Source organism: uncultured Neglectibacter sp. (genome assembly GCA_937958185.1).
Lineage (GTDB): Bacteria > Bacillota > Clostridia > Oscillospirales > Acutalibacteraceae > Acutalibacter.
Map to the genome: position 1 here is coordinate 102658 of CALFFN010000028.1, position 16984 is coordinate 119641.

Sequence of the window (16984 nt, forward strand, 5' to 3'; positions counted from 1 at the left end):
CTTGGGTATTTTCCGTTTCCTTTTTCCGCCAAATCCCTTTCCTCCTTTCCAAAACAGGAAGCCCCCGGCAGAGGGCATTAAAGTCCTCTGCCGAGGGCTCTTATTGCCATCGGTTGTGCCATAACGGCAACCTGTTTCCTGCTGCTACGGCAGCAGCCTTAATTTCCTCAGGTGCCTGCGGTCGGCTCGACCTGAGTGAACACTACTCTAACAGTAAATGTAGCGCCGGTTCCGGGATCCTTGCCCAAAGCCAGATCGGCGGCGTTAGTAGCGCTGGTTTCCTCAAAGGGCCATTTCCAGTTGACGTTTACCTTAACAGCATTCTTGGTAGTATCCATTTCGCCCGCGGCTATCGTATCGCTTTTCAGAAGGTAGCCCAGACCGGGAGTTTTCGTCTTTGAAAAAACATTGTTTGCCTCATTGCTGCCTTCATACATTTTGAAATTCGTGGGGAAGTCAGAAGAGTTGCCGTCTATGTACACTGCATACTCGGTATCAACTTCCGTGGGCACATTCGCCTTTGCAGTGGTCAAATCGATCACAAAGCCGCCGGTCATGCCGGGAGCCACCTTGCCATTTGACACACCTTTCTTATTGGTTGCGGTGTCATACAGGGACCCTAACGGAACCGGGGTAGACGTCAGCGTTGTTGCACTTGCGCCGCTCCCCATTGTCACTGTTGCGCCAACGTTCCACTTAGCGACAGTCATCGTGGTCGTACCCGCGAAGCTCTCCGTATACTTGGCCAAAGTTCCGGAAGACAGGCTGGTGGTGATCAGCGTCAGCGCCATGGCAGCTACGCCAAGACGAGCTGCAATGCTTTTCTTTTTCATTTGCTGTTCCTCCATGTGTTATAAATTTTTGATATCTTCACAGCGCCATGCAAGCGCTGCTATATCCTGAAAACAAAGGTCTTTTACCCAGGGCAGCAATTACAGCGTTCTCCCTGCGGTCATTCCCCCTTAAACATCGGGGGTATCTCCTCTTCCTCGTCTTCTTCCGCGTACACGTCCTGCTGCGCAGGAGCACTGCCCACAGCTGAAGACGAGCCGGACCCATTCACCTGAGCGCGCAGCCGCTCCAGCTCCCGCTCCATGGCTTCCATTTCCTGCTGCTTTGTGGACGTTTCCGTTTGAAGCTTCTGCCTTTCCCGGTTTGCCTGCCGCCCGGCAAGCGCCCGGCGCAGGATATCCCACAACAGGAAAAGCAGGATCGGACCGCCGATAAAAAGGAACATACCGGGGGTGGACTGCAGGAACATGGCGAAATTGCCTGCGCCTGTCAAATGGATCCCCATATACTTGCCCTGTACCTGCTCCGGGGAAACAGGCGTGGCGTCCTCAATGTTGTTGGCGTCGCCCTGTGTGACATACAAAGTTTCGCCGTCCTGCTGCTGCACCTCCATAATTCTATGGGTAACAGCCGTTTCTTCTTCCAAAAAGCAGATAACATCATTTACCTGCAGCGTATTGGGATCGGTTTTCTGAATAAAGATCATGTCCCCCGCTTCAAATTCCGGCGACATGGAGCCGGAAAGCACAATGACCGGGGAAATGCCGAACACGGAAGGAATATGGTCCGGGTCGGTATAGGAACGGACGATCATCACCACGTTCAAAATGATAATGGGAATAAAGAGCACGCATAAAACAGCGCCGAACACATTAAGCGCTGTCTGCAGCGCCCCGCCCTTCCCTTTTTGAGCCCTTCTTGCGCCCTCTGCCATAACGAAAATCACATCGTTTCCATCAAATTCACAACGTTCAGCCGGACGCAGAAACTGCATCCAAAAATAGTAATACTGCTAAATAACAGTAATTTCCCTCAGAAAATCAAGTACCACGAAAAATACAGTTCTGCTTTTTGGAAAAATAAACCCAAATTCAACACGCTGTATTTTCCCTTATATTGTAGCATATTCTCCTGCTTTTTCAAGCCTGAACACTGTTTTGACAGTTTTTTTCACTTTTTCCCAAAATTCCCACCTAATTCCGCTACAAAAAGTAATAAATTGCGCAAAGTTCTTTCTTAACCACTAGATTTCAAGTGAAGTTTCCTGTATAATTGAGTGAAAGATCGTGATTCGATTTTTGAATGGGAGAAAATTTTTTATGCTGGATATTTCAATTTACAGCAATGATTCTTTTTTTCTGGCGGAAATCCCCAGGGGGCTGACCGCGCAGCTGGAAGGCTATGCCAGGGACTCCTGCCGGTTCCGCCCGTTTTCCATGGCGCAGACCAGCCTGTACGAAAATCTGGGTTCTCCCCCCGATCTGTGCATCGTGGATATCCGGGACGATCCCAGACAGGCGATGGCGTTTGTGCGCAGGCTCCGCAGGAACGCGGGGACAGAAGTGATGGTGGTAGCCGCCGGCCCTGACTGGGCAATGGAGGCTTACGACGCCGATGTGATGTCCTATCTGCTGGACCCGCCGGACATTCGCCGGGCTGCGGAAATTATCCTGCGGCGGTTCGCCCAGAAATTCCAGCCGAAAAGCCTGCAGTTCTCCTTCCGCACCTCCTCCGGCACCCATGTGCTGGCGGCGGAGCACATCGCCTATGTGGAGTACTCCGACCACCGCCTGCTGATCCATACGGATTCCGGCAGGCAGATCGCCACCTCTACCATGCGGATGTCCTTTGGGGAAGCCACCGCCCAGCTTCTGGACGACCCCCGGTTCGTGCGGACCCACGCCTCTTTCCTCATCAACATCATGCACGTGACCCAGTTCGGGCAGTACGCCGTCACCATGGACACCGGGGTCATCGTTCCCATTTCCCATGCGAAAAAGGCAGAGGTCCGAAAACGCTTTACTGCTTTTTTCAAGGAACAAGGCCAGCTGTAAAAACAACCTTGTCTCTATCCTAAAAAAAACGCTCTGCAAAAGCTGTCATATTTTGCCCTTCAGGAAAAAATTTCCGGCGCGCCGCGCCAATCAGGAGGAACCCAGTGAAAAATTTCCGTTTCAAAGGAAGCTATCTCAGCTATGTGCTTATCTATTTCTTTTCCTATTTCGCCATGGCTTCTTTCGTTTCCGTTTTGTCGGTCTACTTGACAAACATTGGAAAATCCGGCGGCGAGATGTCCTTTATCGTCTCCGCTTCCGGCATTTTTTCCTTTGCCATGCTGCCCTTTACCGGCTACCTCTGCGACCGCACCGGGAAATCCCGGTTTATCAGCGGCGCCCTGCTGGTGGCGATGGGCGCCATGGCGCTGATATTCTCCCAATGCAGGCAGGTTTGGGCGCTGTTCCTGCTGGAGGGACTGCTTATGGCGTGCCTGAATTCCGCCATGCCCATTTCCGAGCGGCTGGCGGCAGCCACAAAATTCCGTTACGGCGTGCTGCGCGTCTGGGGGACTATCGGCTATGCCGCTGGGGCGCAGGCGGCCGGGCTTGCCATTCAGCATTTCCCGCCCATCATCCTGTTCGCGCTGGTGTTCCTGTCCACGGTGATCGCTGCCATCGGCTTTGCCGGGGCGGAGGACCCCATTCTGCCCGCCGCTCCTGAACAGGAAAGGGAAGAAAAGCGGCGCCCGCCCCTTTCCTCTTTTTTGAAAAACCCCCAGTTCCTGCTGTTTTTGCTGATCGCGTTCCTGTTCTACGCCAGCTCCGGGGTAAATTTCAATTACGCCGCCTATCTGCTGGATACGCTGGGCGTGCCCACCGGCGCGGTGGGGACCGTGCTGGCGGTGGGCACTTTAGTAGAGCTGCCCATCATTCTGTTTTCCAATAAATTTATGGACCGCTTTTCCGGCAAAACGCTGCTGCTGCTCGCCTGCGGCATGAACGTGGTACAGTTCCTGTGCTACGGGCTGACCCGCGACCCTCTCATAGTGGTCGCGGTGATGATTTTGCTGAAGGCGCTGGCGGCAACGCTGTTTATGATGCTGATTTTGAAGATCGTGCGGAACCTGGTTGCGCCGGAGCTGACCACCACGGGCATCTCGGTGGTGAATTCCGTGACCAGCCTGGGAACCATCGTCATGCAGAACGTGGGCGGCAGCATTCTGGATTCCTCCAATATCCACGTGCTGTACCTGGTGCTTGCCGGGTTGACCGCCGCCGCCATGGTGCTGACCCTGTTCCTCCGGGTGGAGAACCGGGAAAAGGTGTTCGGGTAAAAGATATGGGCGGAAAAAAGACTTCACGACATACTAAAAAATCAGAAAAGATGGTTTTCATTTAGAAAATCGGCTGCGGTGCAGCCGAAGTCTTTTCCAGGAAGAAAGGCTTTGCCTTTCTTCTCCTTCGGAGAACTGTCTTTTTTCACTGCGTTGTGGGTACACTGTTCTATTGGTTTTAGCGTTCTAAGATTCGCGGAATGGATAGAAAAAAGTCACTTGAGAAAAAAGGTGGGTGCACATGAAAACAGAGCGGAGCTATCCCGCGGTTGTCATTGACAAGCGGGGCGCGGTACGGGCGCAGGAGGGGCACCCCTGGGTCTTCGACAATGAGATCGTCGAGCAGCGCGGCGCGCCGGAGGACGGCGGGCTGTGCGATGTGCTCAGCCCCAAGGGAAGATATTTGGGCACGGGCTTTTTCAACAGCCGCTCCAAAATCCGGGTGCGTATCATTTCCGGCAACGCCAACGATGATTTCAGCCCGGAATTTTTCCGCCGCCGGCTGCAATACGCCTGGGACTACCGCAAAACCGCCCTGGGCGGCGACGTTTCCTCCTGCCGGGTGATCTTCGGGGAAGCCGACCGCTTTCCTGGGCTGACGGTGGACAAGTTCGGCGATATCCTGGTCACCCAGACCCTGTCGCTGGGCATTGAGCAGCGAAAAAACTTGCTGTTCCCCCTGCTGGCGGAGATTCTGGAAGCGGACGGGGAAAAGGTCTCCGGCATTTTTGAGCGGAACGATGTAAAGATCCGGGAGCTGGAGGGGCTTTCCCAAAACAAGGGCTGGTTCCCGCTGCCGGGAAAAGCCCACCCGGAAAAGACGGAAACGGAGATCACGGAAAACGGTATCCGCTATCTGGTGGATTTTGAAAACGGGCAGAAAACTGGCTTTTTTCTTGACCAGCGGTACAACCGGGCTGCGGCGGCAAGGCTTGCGGCAGGCAGAACCGTGCTGGACTGCTTCACCCACACCGGCTCCTTTGGGCTGAACTGCGCCAAGGCCGGGGCAAAGCGCGTCCATTCGGTGGACATTTCCGAAAGCGCCCTGGAATGCGCCAGGGAAAACGCCCGGCGCAACGGCTTATCCGAAATCGTGGAGTATGAAGCCGCCAATGTGTTCGACCTGCTGCCCAATCTTCCCCACGGCGCTTATGACTATATCATTCTCGACCCGCCCGCCTTTACCAAATCCGGCAAAACAGTGGGGGACGCGGAGCGGGGATATAAGGAGATCAACTTCCGCGCCATGAAGGCGCTGCCCCGGGGCGGGTATCTTGCCACCTGCTCCTGCTCCCACTTTATGACTGACGACCGCTTCCGCAAAATGCTGCAAAGCGCCGCCCGGGACGCCAGGGTGGAGCTGCGGCTGATCGAAGCCCGGCAGCAGGGACCCGACCACCCCGTTCTCTGGAACGTGCCGGAGACGGACTATTTGAAGTTTTACCTGTTCCAGATCGTGTAGGGAGGAACCTATGAAAAAAATCGACAGCTTTTCCTATCAGCTAGGCGCGGCGGACTGCTTCTGCGAGATGGTTCGGGCGGGGGTAAAGGGGCTGGCGCTTTCCCACCCCTGCGAAAGCAGGGCGGAGCGGGACGCGTTCCTGCCGGAATTTCACCGGCTTTGCGAAAAATACAACGTGAAGCTCTACGTGGAGGACGAGCCCTTTCTTACCGACCTGTTCCCCCTGTCCCTGAACCGGGGAAAATACAACGCGCTGTTCTATCAGGACGAAGCCGTTTTGCAGCGCTACCTCGATTTGAAGCGCGAGAAGCTTCAGGCGCAGGAAGCAGGCGCCTACACCCCTGAAAAAAGGCTGGACATCGCCCGGCGGTACGGGCGGCTGCTGTCCTACACCGAGGAGGGCATAGACCGGCTGCTCCAAACAAACCATGAAAAAGAAGCGTAAGGACGGACAACGATCATTTTATTAAAGAAAGGAAATAAAAAACCATGTCCATGAAACAGAACCGTGAGCTGCCCATTCCGGCAGACTTAAAATCCCAATATCCCCTGTCCCCCACCGTTCAGGAGCTGAAAGCCCGGCGGGACGCGGAGATTCGCGCCGTGTTCGAGGGAAAGTCCGACAAATTTCTGGTGATCGTGGGACCCTGCTCCGCCGACAATCAGGACGCTGTGCTGGAATACGTCCACCGCCTGGCAAGAGTCAACGAGCAGGTGGGGGAAAAGCTGGTGCTGATCCCCCGGGTATACACCAACAAGCCCCGCACCACCGGCGAGGGCTACAAGGGAATGCTCCACCAGCCTTCACCCGATCAGGCGCCGGATATGCTCCAGGGAATTATCGCCATTCGGCAGATGCACATTCGGGTCATGGAGGAATGCGGGCTGACCGCGGCGGACGAAATGCTGTACCCGGAGAACCGCAGCTATCTGGACGACGTGCTCTCCTATGAAGCCGTGGGGGCGCGGTCGGTGGAAAACCAGCAGCACCGGCTGGTCGCCAGCGGCATGGATATCCCCGTGGGCATGAAAAACCCCACCAGCGGGGACCTGTCCGTCATGCTCAATTCCGTACAGGCGGCGCAGGCAAGCCACACCTTTTTGTACCGCGGCTGGGACGTGACCACCTCCGGCAACCCCCTTTCCCACTCCATTCTCCGGGGCGGCGTGGACAAATACGGCACCTGCGTGCCCAATTACCACTATGAGGAGCTTGCCCGGCTTTGCGAGCTGTACGAAAAGCGCGACCTGCAGAACCCTGCCGCCATCATCGACGCCAACCATTCCAATTCCAACAAAAAGTATAAGGAGCAGCTCCGCATCGTCAGCGAGGTGCTCCACAGCCGCAACTATAACCCCGCCCTGAAAAAGCTCATCAAGGGCGTAATGATCGAAAGCTACCTTGTGGAGGGCAATCAGCCCATCGACTGCGACCGGGTGTACGGCAAATCCATCACCGACCCCTGCCTGGGCTGGGAGGATACGGAGAAGCTGATCTATTCCATCGCGGAACGGGCGTAATGCGTACGAAACCGCGGGGCGCGGATTCGGGACCAGGAGCCGCCCGCGCCGAAATTTCTGAAAACAGCAAAAGCCCTCCCCGGTTTTCCAGCATCTTTCTGGAAAGCCGGGAGGGCTTTTGCTTTCCAAATTTTTTCTTGACAAGAGCCGCAGCACAATATATAATTCGTGTTATATAACGTAAATTATATTAAAGAGGAGGGAATCAGTGTGCCACCAAAGACGAAAATCAGCCGGGATATGATTATTTCCGCCGCCTTTGCCCTGACAAGGGAACAGGGGATCGACGCCGTCAACGCCCGGACGGTATCGGAACGCCTGGGCTGCTCCACCCAGCCCGTCATGTACCATTTCCGAAGAATCGAAGAGCTGAAGCGAGCCGTCTACGAGGAAACCGACCGCTTCCACAGCAAATATTTATTGGAGCAGCGGGATTCAACCATTGATATTTTATCGAGTATTGGGTTGAATTATATTCGTTTTGCCGTGGAGGAACCCCATCTGTTCCGGCTGCTGTTCCAGTCCGGCTACGCGGTGGAAAACAGTGTGGTGGAAATGATAAATTCCAAGGAGCTGCAGGAGGTTCTCGCTGTCATGCAGGAAGCCATGGATCTGGACGCCGACCAGACCCGGCAGGTGTTCCTCACTCTGTCTCTGTTCGTTCACGGATACGCCAGCCTGATTGCCAACAACGGCTTACAGTATGACGAAGCCCTCATTTCCGCGCAGCTGGAACAGGTCTACCGTGGCGCTGTGCTGGCAGTCCAGTAAGGAAAGGAGAAAATCATGAAAAAGCTGTATGAAAAAAGCGAGCTTTGGTTCGCCCTGCTGTGGATCTTCCTCTACTGTCTGGCGGAGTTCCTTGCGAATCCCCTGTCCAATTTGATCGGGATCGACAGCAGCGCCCATGCGATCCTCAATCTGCTGTTGAGTACCGTGCTGCTGATATGGGTATGCAAAAACGGTTTGACAAAAAAGTACGGGCTGTGCGCGCCTTGTGCCCCGGCAGGAAATTTTCTGTGGTATGTGCCGCTGCTGGTGCTTGCCACCTGCAATTTCTGGAACGGCTTCGCTGTGAACCTCCCCGCGCTCGATACCCTTTGCTACCTGTGCAGTATGCTCTGTGTAGGCTTTCTGGAGGAAATCATCTTTCGGGGCTTTTTATTTCAGGCAATTCGGAAAAGCAGCCTGAAACAGGCTGTTGTCATTTCCAGCGTGACCTTTGGGCTGGGGCATTTTTTACATTTGGTAGACGGCAGCGGCATGCAGCTTGTGGCTAATATCATTCAGGTGGTGCTGGCAATCGCCATTGGCTTCCTGTTTGTGATGATTTTCTACCACGGCGGCAGCCTGCTGCCCTGCATTTTGACCCATTCCGCCATTGATATGGCAAGCGCCTTTGCAAATCTTGCCGACCTCACCCTGCAGCGCCACATTTTTTTCAGCTCCATAGAGCTTCTGGTAGTGATCCTGTATACTGTTTTCCTCTTAATAGGCGGGAAAAAGACTTCCCGGCACGAAATGCCGTGAAATCTTTTTCCACTGTGTTACAGGTGCACTGTTTTATGGGCGCAGGTGTTCTATCATTCGCCAATGGACAGGAAACTCCCCGGCTTCTCAACAGGAGGAACCGGGGATTTCTCTTTTGTTACAACCTCTGCTGCGGGCTTTCCCACAAATTCAGCATGACCTGCGCCAGCTCCTGCCGGGTCACATTGGACTGGGGGCGGAAGTTTCCCGCCCCGTCCCCGGACATGATGTGGTTTTCCTTGCAGTATGCCATCGCGGGTTCCGCCCACTTGCTCACCTGCTTTGCCGCCTGTTCCTTCTCGTACCGCTGCTGATACTCTTTCCATTGCTCGTAAGTCACTGTTTCTTCCTCCATTTCCTGTTTTACCATGTCCAAGAACCGCTGCCAGCCCAGGTCAAGGGTGCGGTGGGGGCAGTATTTGCCGTCATAGTCCTGGTGCTTCGTCACCCGGTCGATTCCCCAGCCGTACTGCTTCAGCAGGCGGGCAATGAGCTGGGCGGCGTTTTTCTCTGCCTTCTCGAACCGCTCCCCGCCGGAAAGGGAATAGCATATCTCAATGTGAATGCCCTCCATGTTCCCCTTGCCGTGACCGTCCCCGGAAGCCCAGGCGTTCCTGTCCAGCGGCAAGCCCTGCACCGCTTCCCTGTCGTCCACGGCATAATGATAGCTGACCTCATTGTCATTGTTCACCATGTAGGTGATCTCATTGACCGCCGGGGCATCGTTTGCGGTGTTATGCACCACGATCCGGCTGGGCGTCCGGGAATAGGGGCATTTCAGGTAATACCTGTCCGCCGGGCAGAGCTGCTTTCTGATTTTCACCATTATACGTCTCTCCTTAAGAAGAAGCTTAAAAAACTTGACCTTTTTAATTTTTGGTAAATGTTTTGCGGTTCCGCTCTGCGGAATCACGGTTTTTCAAACCGGGAAGCAAAACTTCAGGAAGCTTGAAAACGAAGTTTTCAAGCTTTTATTTCGGGCAGCCCGGCGATACTGGTCAGCAGGGAAAGAATCCCGGCAAGCACGGAAGCGCTTGCCACCATGACCCAGTTTACTTCCGTCAGCACCGCGCAGGTGCCGATGGTCGCCGCCGCGGTCTGCGCTACGGTTTTGACTGCCCGAACACCCGCCGCTTTCCACCATTTTTTTGTCATATGTTCTCTTCCTTTCTTTGAATATTGGGAATATTTTGTGGTTTCGCTCCGTGAAACAAAACTTCTCATATTTTTGTTTTGATGTCCCGGATATCGTGCTGCACCTCGGTCATCTGACCCTCCAGCTTATAGGTGCGTTCCACCACCTGATTGTGCTTGTTGACCTTTTCCTCCAACTGGCTGATGCGGTAGTTGGAGAGCTTGTTCGCCGCAAGAATACCTGCCAGCGAGCCGATCAGCGTCCCTGCCAGCGACAGGACCGCCACAAAAATGCTGCTGTCCATAAAACCTCCTCCTTTCAATTTGCATTGCCGCCCCCGAAATACCCCTATCTTTTTCCCCGAAAAACAAAAAAGTTGCCCTCGAAAGGACAACTTTTCAAAATGTCTTGATTGATTTTTCAGCTCACAAACTGGAAGATACAGAAGGCGGCATAAACCGCCAGCAGGGTGATCCCCTGCCCGCGGGTGACCTTCCCCCGCTTCAACGCGGGCAGTGTCAGGAACGCCATTACGAACAGCATGACGGGCAAATCCACCACCAGGGAAGCGTTCATTCCGGCAATCATCTTGCTCTGGGGTACGGTAAAGGGGGAAAGCACCGTGGAAACACCGCTGACCAGCACCAGATTGAACAGATTCGCGCCCACCACATTTCCCAGGGAAAGGGCTCCGTGCCCCTTGACCAGAGAGGTGATGGCGGTCACCAGCTCCGGCAGGGAGGTCCCCAGCGCCACAAAGGTCAGGGCGATAACGGATTCCGGCACACCCAGCCACTGGGCGATCTTGGTGCCGTTGTCCACCAGCAGGTTGGCGCCTACCGCGATCAGCGCGGCGCCCACCACCAGCAGCAGGATATCCTTCCACATGGGAGGGAACTCTTCCTGCTGCTCCTCCTTCTCCCTGGTAGCTGTCGTGATGGTTTTCGGCATGTTTTTTGCCTGACAGATAATCACGACCATGTACACCACGAACAGCGCCAGCAGCAGCGCGCCCACGACCCGGCTGAAATTGCCGAACACATAGGCGGCGATCAGGTACAGCGCGGCGGCGCAGAAAAAGAAGATGACCGGCGTGCGGAAGGTTTTCCCGTCCACCTTTTCCGGGCGCACGGCAATGAGGATCGCCGCGATCAGCGCCGTGTTGCAGATGATGGAGCCTATGGCGTTGCCGTAGGCGATCTCCCCGTGCCCGCTGACCGCCGAGGTGGCGGAAACCATCACCTCCGGCAGCGTGGTGCCGATGGACACCACCGTGGCGCCGATGAGCAGCTCCGGCACGTGGAAGCGGTGGGCGATCCCCGTGGCGCCGTCCACGAACCAGTCGCCGCCCTTGATGAGCAGCACCAGCCCAACTAAAAACAAACCGATTGCAAGTGCCATTTCCATGTGTTACATTCCTTTCCTGTTTGCTTTCTTTTCAGTATTCCCGAAAAATGCGGAAAACCGGGTATGGCACTGAGCCATACCCGGTCTTTTTCTGAAATCAGACTGCGTGTACCGCCCAAAAGCTCATACACGAGTCTCGCAAATGAAAGCAAGCCAGGTCAAATGACCGAGGTTGTTGACTTGCTGCGCATTTCACGCCTGCTACTCCCCCGCCGGAAATTCCATGGGATATTTTAGCAAAATCTGTCGAGCCTGTCAAGCCTGACGACTAACAACTGCTCCCTAACAATCTAACAACTAACAACTAATTTCCCAAAGATTTTTTTCATACTCCTTGACATAGTATTTCAGGTTTGTCCTGCCCCGGGTCAGCACGGTGTGCCCCTCCGCCTCCAGCTTTTCCTTTTGGGCTTCCACGCCGCCGGGATATTTGGGGTTCAGCTCCCCGCCCGCTTTCAGCGTCCGCCAGTAAGGGGTAGGGTCGTCCTGCCGCTGATGGCTTGCCCACGCCGCGATGGAGACGAACACTCCCGCCGTGATGGGCTCGGTAAAATCAGCCCCGTTCTGCCGGGCGAAGTATTCCCGGATCATTCCCACCGTCAGCAGCTTTCCCTTTGGCACCTGCTTCATCACCCGGTCATAGTCCATGGGTGGGGCAAAGTACATTTTTTCACCGCCGTACTTTTCGATGGTCTTCTTGTCGGTGACGATCTGGATTTTCGGCATATCCTTGCTGTCTTTCAGCATGGCGTTAAAATCCTTCTTTTCTTCGTTTGCCATTTTGTCACGCTCCTTTTCCCCAGCATACCCCAAATTTTTTCGTTGTGCAATGAGACGGTTTTCCGCTTGAAAAAATTTTTCTCAACGTACAGCCACTTTTCGTTATTCCGTTCTCATCAGCCCTGTCACGCATTCGATATGAATTCACACTACGAAGATGTCCACAAAACACCCATATAGTATGTTAATATAATCAATAATAAAACACGAATCCTGAATATAAAATTGAAAATTTCAAAAACTCACCTTATATACATCTCAATATCCCTAACATCCAAATCCCAAAAATGATATGGCTTTTTATTAAAATCACTTGTAAATTGATTAAATAACTTCACTGAAACTTTATGTTGTTCCTTCAATGATTTTATTTTTTTCAAGTGTGATTGAGAAACACCCACAATTTTTATATTACGGTGGTAAACTGATAAGCAATTCTCTTGGAATTGTTCCGCAAAATATTTATTTTCAAAGAGGAAAATTCCCTCTTCAACAAATGAATTTTGTTCTAATAAGTTCTTGCCATTCAAATTTAAACACATCCAAAAAGGGTCTCCTATTATTTCATAATCAGGAATTAAATATTTATAGTTGTGTCCATCTAGCAATTTCTGAAGTTCATCGTACTTTACTAATTTAATTCCATTAAAATTAGAAACTTTTTCAGCACCATCTTGAAACTCACTTTGTGCTGAAATAAAAATTCCATTTATATTCCCTATATGCTCTAGTTTATAACAAAAATTTCTAAGTTCCCCAACATTTATTGGTTTTTCCCAATTTTTACACTCGATTGCCACTCTGTAATTCACACCTAAATGCTCAAACGAATAAAGTACATCTATTTCATGGCTTGCACCATCATCTCCTATCATTGGAACACGTTCCTCTACTTTAGCGTTTATTCGTTCATTCTTAGCAAGCTCATTGCAAATTTCTTTAACAATAGATTCAAATTTTTTCCCTTTTGATGTATTAAGCATTATTATTTCCTCGTAAATAGAATTTTTTAAACTTTTCTTTTGAAATCTGATAATATATTAAACTATCATTATAGATTTGCTCGAATTCAGGAAAAGCTATTGAAAAGTCCGGGCACAATCCTCGTTCTTGTAGTGAAACTAAAACCTCAAGATGATTTTGTGAAATCCCAAATACTCTGGCATTTTTCTTCCTTTTACTACAATATCTACTTGCCTGCTTTTTTGATAAAAATAGTAAAATACTATTATTAACCATATCATAATTTCCCGTATTTGCACCACTATCCTGTGATATTTCCATAATTACCCAAAACGGATCACCTATTACCTCTTCATTAGGCAACATGGTGTTAATAAAATGCATAACAGATTTTTGAATTTCTCTACAAAAAACAAATTTCTTTAAATCTATGTTTGCTTGTTCAGCTGCTTTCTTCACATTACTGCAAGCATTACCATTATAATATAGGATACCTTTTGCAAAAAAATGTAAATCTTTCAAAACATTTCTGAATTCCCATATATCGTTGTCTGTTACTTCTGTATCTTCTACTATTTTAATTATTGCTCGCTCTAAATTATTCATCTGGACAAATTCAAAATAAATATCAACCGTATGTTCTTTTAATTTTCCTTGAATTTTCAAATCTTCCTCAATCTTAGGTCTAAAAAATCCCTCTCTTTGAAAATAACTTTTGTACATTGAAATCACATTAGCTTTTAACCCTGGATTTTTCATTTTACACCTTCCAATCTTTATCAGTATTCAAACCTTTTACCATTTCTCATTTCTTGTGTATTGATGTTTTATATTAATTATTGTTAAAATGTTGATATTGTTTTAACTCATTTTATACTTTGCCTCCCTCGCGTGCAAATACGATATGCTTCGCAAAGTGTCTAAAATTAAGTATTTCTACATAGTTCTTCGTTGTAGCAGCACTACGCACTCGATATGCTGAGTATGGGGGAACATGTCCACGGGCTGGAGCTGCTCTACCCGGTAGTGGTTGGCGGTGAGGAAGCGCAGGTCCCGGGCAAGGGTCTCCGGGTTGCAGGAAATGTAGACCACCCGGCGGGGGGCAAGGGAGCAGAGCGCCTGCAAAAACTCCCGGCTGGCGCCTGCCCGGGGCGGGTCCAGGAACACAGTGTCAAAGGCTTCCCCTTCCACAGCGGCGTTTTCCATAAATTCCCCGGCGTCCTCACAAAGAAAGGTGATATTTTTCATTTTATTTTCCCTGGCGTTGGCGATGGCGTCCTTTACGGCGTCCCGGTTCACTTCCACGCCCAGTACGGCTTTCGCGCCGTTTTTTGCCGCCACCATGCCGATGGTCCCAATGCCGCAGTAGGCGTCCAGCACCCGCTCCTTCCCGCTGAGCCGGGCAAGCTCCATGGCTTTCCCGTAGAGCTTCTCCGTCTGCACGGGGTTTATTTGATAAAAGGATTTCGGGGAAATGCGGAATTTGCACCCGCAGAGGACATCGGTGATATACCCTGTGCCGTAAAGCACCTTTTCGTTTTTTCCCAGCACCAGCGAGGTGTGGGTGTCGTTTACGTTCTGCACGATGGTGGTGATGTCTGGGTGAAGCTTCAAAAGCTCCTCCACAAAATGCTTTTTCGCCGTGAAAATTGGCGTGCCGGTGACCAGCACCACCATGATCTCCCCGGTCTGAAAGCCGCGCTTTACCAGCACATGGCGCAAAAGCCCCCTGCCGGTGTCCTCGTCATAGGGGCGGAGCTTGAACGCTTTTAACAGCTTCCGCACGGAAACGATGATCTCGTCCGCCTTTTCGTCCTCCGTCAGGCAGGAATCCACCGGGACCACCCAATGGGTGCCGGACTGGTACACGCCGGAGATGATCCTGCCGCCCCGTCTGTCCCAGGCGAACGCCGCCTGCACCTTATTGCGGTAGTGGTAGGGGTGCTCCATGCCCAGAATGGGCTGTATTTTCCCGAACTGCCCCAGCAGCTTTTGGCAGCGGTCCTGCTTCCATTGCAGCTGCCTGTCATAGCTGAGGTTCTGCAGCTGGCACCCGCCGCATTTGCGGTACACCGGGCACTGCGGCTCCAAAGCCTTGTTCCGCTTTCCTGCGTCCATAGCCATTTCCCTTCCGTAAAATTTTTCAGGGCAGCCCTGTTCCTGCGCGGGGAAACGCCCAATAACGTGAAAGGCGGCTTGCTTTCGCCGCCTGAGCGTGCCGAAAAAGTATTTTCGTCCCGCTCAATCAAAACCACCAGTAGAACTGGTGGTTTGCGCTTCTCGCCTATCGGCTCGGTCGGTGCTAAACGGTGCCCACCGGGCACCAGCACCCCTGACGGTTCTCTCTCACAACTCTCTTTCCCTCCGTATTCGTTCATTGGAGGCTTTATCGACAGACTGAGATATCTTGCTTTCGCCGCCTAGACTGTGTTCAGAACTTTCGGAACCTGTCGTACCGCTGCCGCAGCAGCGTTTCCGGGGAAAGGGCGGAAAGCTCCGGCAGGGTTTCCAGCAGCGCCGATTTCAGCTGCCCGTAAGTTTCCTCGAATTCCTTTTCCTCGGGGAACACACGCTCCACCACGCCCAGCTCTTCCATGTCCTGCGCTGTGATGCGAAGGCATTCCGCCGCGTCCCTTACCTTTTTCGCGTCCTTCCAGAGAATGCTTGCGCAGCCCTCCGGGGAAATGACGGAATATACGGCGTTTTCCAGAATCCACACCCGGTCCGCCACCGCCAGCGCCAGCGCGCCGCCGCTGCCGCCCTCGCCGATGAGCACGGAGACGACGGGCGTTTTCAGGCTTGCCATTTCCATCAGGTTTTCGGCGATCGCCTGTCCCTGTCCCCGTTCTTCCGCGCCCAGCCCGCAGAACGCGCCGGAGGTGTCTACAAAACACACCACCGGGCGGTGGAATTTTTCCGCCTGCTTCATCAGCCGCAGCGCCTTTCGGTAGCCCTCCGGGTTGGGTGCGCCAAAGTTCCGGCGCACCTTGTCTTTCATGTCGCCGCCCTTTTCCATGGCGATAACGGTGACCGGGCTGCCGTCCAGTGTGGCGATGCCCCCCGCAATGGCAGGGTCGTCCGCATAGCGGCGGTCGCCGTGAAGCTCTATAAAATCGTCAAAAATATGCTCGATATAGGAAAGCCCGGTGGGGCGCCCCTTTGCCCTGGCAAGCAGGACCTTGTCATATGCGCTCACAGGCTGCCGCCCCCTTTCTGATGAAGCCGCAGGAGCTTCCCAATGGTCTCCTTCTGCCGCGACCGGGGGACGATCATGTCCACGAACCCGTGCTCCAGCAGAAATTCTGCCGTCTGGAAGCCCTGGGGCAGCTTTTTCCGAATGGTCTGTTCAATGACCCGCGCCCCGGCAAAGCCCACGGTCGCCCCCGGTTCAGCCATGATGATATCGCCCTCCATGGCAAAGCTGGCGGTGACGCCGCCGAGGGTGGGGTCGGTCAGGACGGTGAGATAGAAATTCCCTTCCTCGCTGTGCCGCTTGACCGCGGCGCTGGTCTTCGCCATCTGCATCAGGGAAAGTATCCCCTCCTGCATTCTTGCGCCGCCGGACACGGTATAGCCCACCACGGGCAGGCTGTTCAGGGTGGCGTATTCAAACAGGCGGGTGATTTTTTCCCCCACCGTGGTGCCCATGCTGCCCATCATAAAATTGGGGTCCATGAAAAACAGGGCGCAGGGCTGCCCCTCTATCTCCGCCGTGCCGCATACCGCGCCCTCCCGTTCCCGGGAAGCGAGCTTCGCGTTCCTGAGCTTCTGGTCATAGCCGGGAAAGCCCAAAATATCCTTGCTTTTCAGCTCTCCGTACAGTTCCTGGAAGCTTTCCTCGTCGGCAAGATACGCAATGCGCTCTCTGGGACCTACCCGAAAATGATAGCCGCAGGCGGTGCACACGTTCATGTTTTCCTGCTGCTCGGAAAGGGGCAGCAGCACCCCGCAGTGGGGACAGGCGTTGCGAATGCCGTTGTCCTCCGCTTCTGTCCCGCCCTTTTCCAGCTCGTTCTGGGGGGAACGGAACAACCCCATCAAATTCATAGCACAGCGCTCCTTT

19 protein-coding genes are annotated in these 16984 nt (G+C 52.9%); 7 read left to right on the plus strand and 12 right to left on the minus strand.

Features of this window, described 5'->3' with window-relative positions:
- Positions 1–167: 167 nt before the first annotated feature.
- Together AB8996_RS09605 and AB8996_RS09610 are read right to left on the minus strand one after the other, a co-directional pair.
- Positions 168–833, minus strand: a complete 666-nt coding sequence (locus AB8996_RS09605; RefSeq protein ID WP_369298760.1) for a hypothetical protein — start codon at positions 831–833, stop codon at positions 168–170.
- 119 nt (positions 834–952) lie between these two features.
- Entirely contained in the window at positions 953–1786 is an 834-nt protein-coding gene (locus AB8996_RS09610; protein ID WP_369298761.1) for a signal peptidase I, read from the minus strand.
- Positions 1787–2111: 325 nt separating this feature from the next.
- Here AB8996_RS09610 and AB8996_RS09615 point away from each other — a divergent pair, with 325 nt between their 5' ends.
- From AB8996_RS09615 to AB8996_RS09645, 7 genes are all read left to right on the plus strand, one after another.
- On the plus strand, positions 2112–2846 hold the full coding sequence (locus AB8996_RS09615) for a LytR/AlgR family response regulator transcription factor (RefSeq protein ID WP_369298762.1): 735 nt from the start codon (positions 2112–2114) through the stop codon (positions 2844–2846).
- Positions 2847–2950: 104 nt separating this feature from the next.
- Complete coding sequence (locus tag AB8996_RS09620) at positions 2951–4123, plus strand: MFS transporter (RefSeq protein WP_369298763.1); 1173 nt, start codon at positions 2951–2953, stop codon at positions 4121–4123.
- A 241-nt stretch (positions 4124–4364) separates the two neighbouring features.
- The gene (locus AB8996_RS09625) at positions 4365–5585 is read left to right on the plus strand and encodes a class I SAM-dependent rRNA methyltransferase (protein WP_369298764.1); all 1221 of its coding nucleotides are present in this window, start codon (positions 4365–4367) and stop codon (positions 5583–5585) included.
- 10 nt (positions 5586–5595) lie between these two features.
- Positions 5596–6030, plus strand: a complete 435-nt coding sequence (locus AB8996_RS09630; protein ID WP_369298765.1) for a hypothetical protein — start codon at positions 5596–5598, stop codon at positions 6028–6030.
- Between the two features lie 44 nt (positions 6031–6074).
- Positions 6075–7106 carry a 3-deoxy-7-phosphoheptulonate synthase gene (locus AB8996_RS09635; RefSeq protein WP_369298766.1) on the plus strand — a complete coding sequence of 344 codons (1032 nt, stop codon included), beginning with the start codon at positions 6075–6077 and terminating at the stop codon, positions 7104–7106.
- A 210-nt stretch (positions 7107–7316) separates the two neighbouring features.
- Positions 7317–7877 carry a TetR/AcrR family transcriptional regulator gene (locus AB8996_RS09640; RefSeq protein ID WP_369298767.1) on the plus strand — a complete coding sequence of 187 codons (561 nt, stop codon included), beginning with the start codon at positions 7317–7319 and terminating at the stop codon, positions 7875–7877.
- 15 nt (positions 7878–7892) lie between these two features.
- Entirely contained in the window at positions 7893–8636 is a 744-nt protein-coding gene (locus AB8996_RS09645; protein WP_369298768.1) for a lysostaphin resistance A-like protein, read from the plus strand.
- A 118-nt stretch (positions 8637–8754) separates the two neighbouring features.
- On the opposite strand, the gene AB8996_RS09650 is transcribed toward AB8996_RS09645, so the two are convergent.
- The 10 genes from AB8996_RS09650 to accD form a co-directional block, all read right to left on the minus strand.
- Positions 8755–9462, minus strand: a complete 708-nt coding sequence (locus AB8996_RS09650; RefSeq protein WP_369298769.1) for an N-acetylmuramoyl-L-alanine amidase — start codon at positions 9460–9462, stop codon at positions 8755–8757.
- Between the two features lie 137 nt (positions 9463–9599).
- Positions 9600–9791, minus strand: a complete 192-nt coding sequence (locus AB8996_RS09655) for a holin (protein WP_369298770.1) — start codon at positions 9789–9791, stop codon at positions 9600–9602.
- A 65-nt stretch (positions 9792–9856) separates the two neighbouring features.
- The gene (locus AB8996_RS09660; protein WP_369298771.1) at positions 9857–10075 is read right to left on the minus strand and encodes a hypothetical protein; all 219 of its coding nucleotides are present in this window, start codon (positions 10073–10075) and stop codon (positions 9857–9859) included.
- A gap of 116 nt (positions 10076–10191) precedes the next feature.
- Complete coding sequence (locus tag AB8996_RS09665) at positions 10192–11172, minus strand: calcium/sodium antiporter (RefSeq protein WP_369298772.1); 981 nt, start codon at positions 11170–11172, stop codon at positions 10192–10194.
- Between the two features lie 303 nt (positions 11173–11475).
- Positions 11476–11958, minus strand: a complete 483-nt coding sequence (locus AB8996_RS09670) for an MGMT family protein (protein WP_369298773.1) — start codon at positions 11956–11958, stop codon at positions 11476–11478.
- 242 nt (positions 11959–12200) lie between these two features.
- Positions 12201–12941 carry a restriction endonuclease gene (locus AB8996_RS09675; protein ID WP_369298774.1) on the minus strand — a complete coding sequence of 247 codons (741 nt, stop codon included), beginning with the start codon at positions 12939–12941 and terminating at the stop codon, positions 12201–12203.
- A complete protein-coding gene (locus AB8996_RS09680) occupies positions 12934–13680 on the minus strand; it encodes a hypothetical protein (protein ID WP_369298775.1) in 747 nt (248 codons plus the stop codon). Before AB8996_RS09680 ends, AB8996_RS09675 begins: the two co-directional genes overlap by 8 nt.
- A 177-nt stretch (positions 13681–13857) precedes the next feature.
- Positions 13858–15039 (minus strand): 23S rRNA (uracil(1939)-C(5))-methyltransferase RlmD, encoded by a 1182-nt coding sequence (rlmD, locus tag AB8996_RS09685; RefSeq protein WP_369298776.1) that lies wholly within the window; start codon positions 15037–15039, stop codon positions 13858–13860.
- A 313-nt stretch (positions 15040–15352) separates the two neighbouring features.
- Entirely contained in the window at positions 15353–16117 is a 765-nt protein-coding gene (locus tag AB8996_RS09690) for an acetyl-CoA carboxylase carboxyltransferase subunit alpha (protein WP_369298777.1), read from the minus strand.
- On the minus strand, positions 16114–16968 hold the full coding sequence (accD, locus tag AB8996_RS09695) for an acetyl-CoA carboxylase, carboxyltransferase subunit beta (RefSeq protein WP_369298778.1): 855 nt from the start codon (positions 16966–16968) through the stop codon (positions 16114–16116). The genes AB8996_RS09690 and accD overlap by 4 nt, the downstream gene beginning before the upstream one ends.
- Between the last annotated feature and the right edge of the window lie 16 nt (positions 16969–16984).

Coding starts and splice junctions, on each gene's coding strand:
- AB8996_RS09605 (WP_369298760.1), bottom strand. CDS start 833: ATGAAAAAGAAAAGCATTGCAGCTCGTCTTGGCGTAGCTGCCATGGCG.
- AB8996_RS09610 (WP_369298761.1), bottom strand. CDS start 1,786: ATGCAGTTTCTGCGTCCGGCTGAACGTTGTGAATTTGATGGAAACGAT.
- AB8996_RS09615 (WP_369298762.1), top strand. CDS start 2,112: ATGCTGGATATTTCAATTTACAGCAATGATTCTTTTTTTCTGGCGGAA.
- AB8996_RS09625 (WP_369298764.1), top strand. CDS start 4,365: ATGAAAACAGAGCGGAGCTATCCCGCGGTTGTCATTGACAAGCGGGGC.
- AB8996_RS09630 (WP_369298765.1), top strand. CDS start 5,596: ATGAAAAAAATCGACAGCTTTTCCTATCAGCTAGGCGCGGCGGACTGC.
- AB8996_RS09635 (WP_369298766.1), top strand. CDS start 6,075: ATGTCCATGAAACAGAACCGTGAGCTGCCCATTCCGGCAGACTTAAAA.
- AB8996_RS09645 (WP_369298768.1), top strand. CDS start 7,893: ATGAAAAAGCTGTATGAAAAAAGCGAGCTTTGGTTCGCCCTGCTGTGG.
- AB8996_RS09650 (WP_369298769.1), bottom strand. CDS start 9,462: ATGGTGAAAATCAGAAAGCAGCTCTGCCCGGCGGACAGGTATTACCTG.
- AB8996_RS09655 (WP_369298770.1), bottom strand. CDS start 9,791: ATGACAAAAAAATGGTGGAAAGCGGCGGGTGTTCGGGCAGTCAAAACC.
- AB8996_RS09660 (WP_369298771.1), bottom strand. CDS start 10,075: ATGGACAGCAGCATTTTTGTGGCGGTCCTGTCGCTGGCAGGGACGCTG.
- AB8996_RS09665 (WP_369298772.1), bottom strand. CDS start 11,172: ATGGCACTTGCAATCGGTTTGTTTTTAGTTGGGCTGGTGCTGCTCATC.
- AB8996_RS09670 (WP_369298773.1), bottom strand. CDS start 11,958: ATGGCAAACGAAGAAAAGAAGGATTTTAACGCCATGCTGAAAGACAGC.
- AB8996_RS09675 (WP_369298774.1), bottom strand. CDS start 12,941: ATGCTTAATACATCAAAAGGGAAAAAATTTGAATCTATTGTTAAAGAA.
- AB8996_RS09680 (WP_369298775.1), bottom strand. CDS start 13,680: ATGAAAAATCCAGGGTTAAAAGCTAATGTGATTTCAATGTACAAAAGT.
- rlmD (WP_369298776.1), bottom strand. CDS start 15,039: ATGGACGCAGGAAAGCGGAACAAGGCTTTGGAGCCGCAGTGCCCGGTG.
- accD (WP_369298778.1), bottom strand. CDS start 16,968: ATGAATTTGATGGGGTTGTTCCGTTCCCCCCAGAACGAGCTGGAAAAG.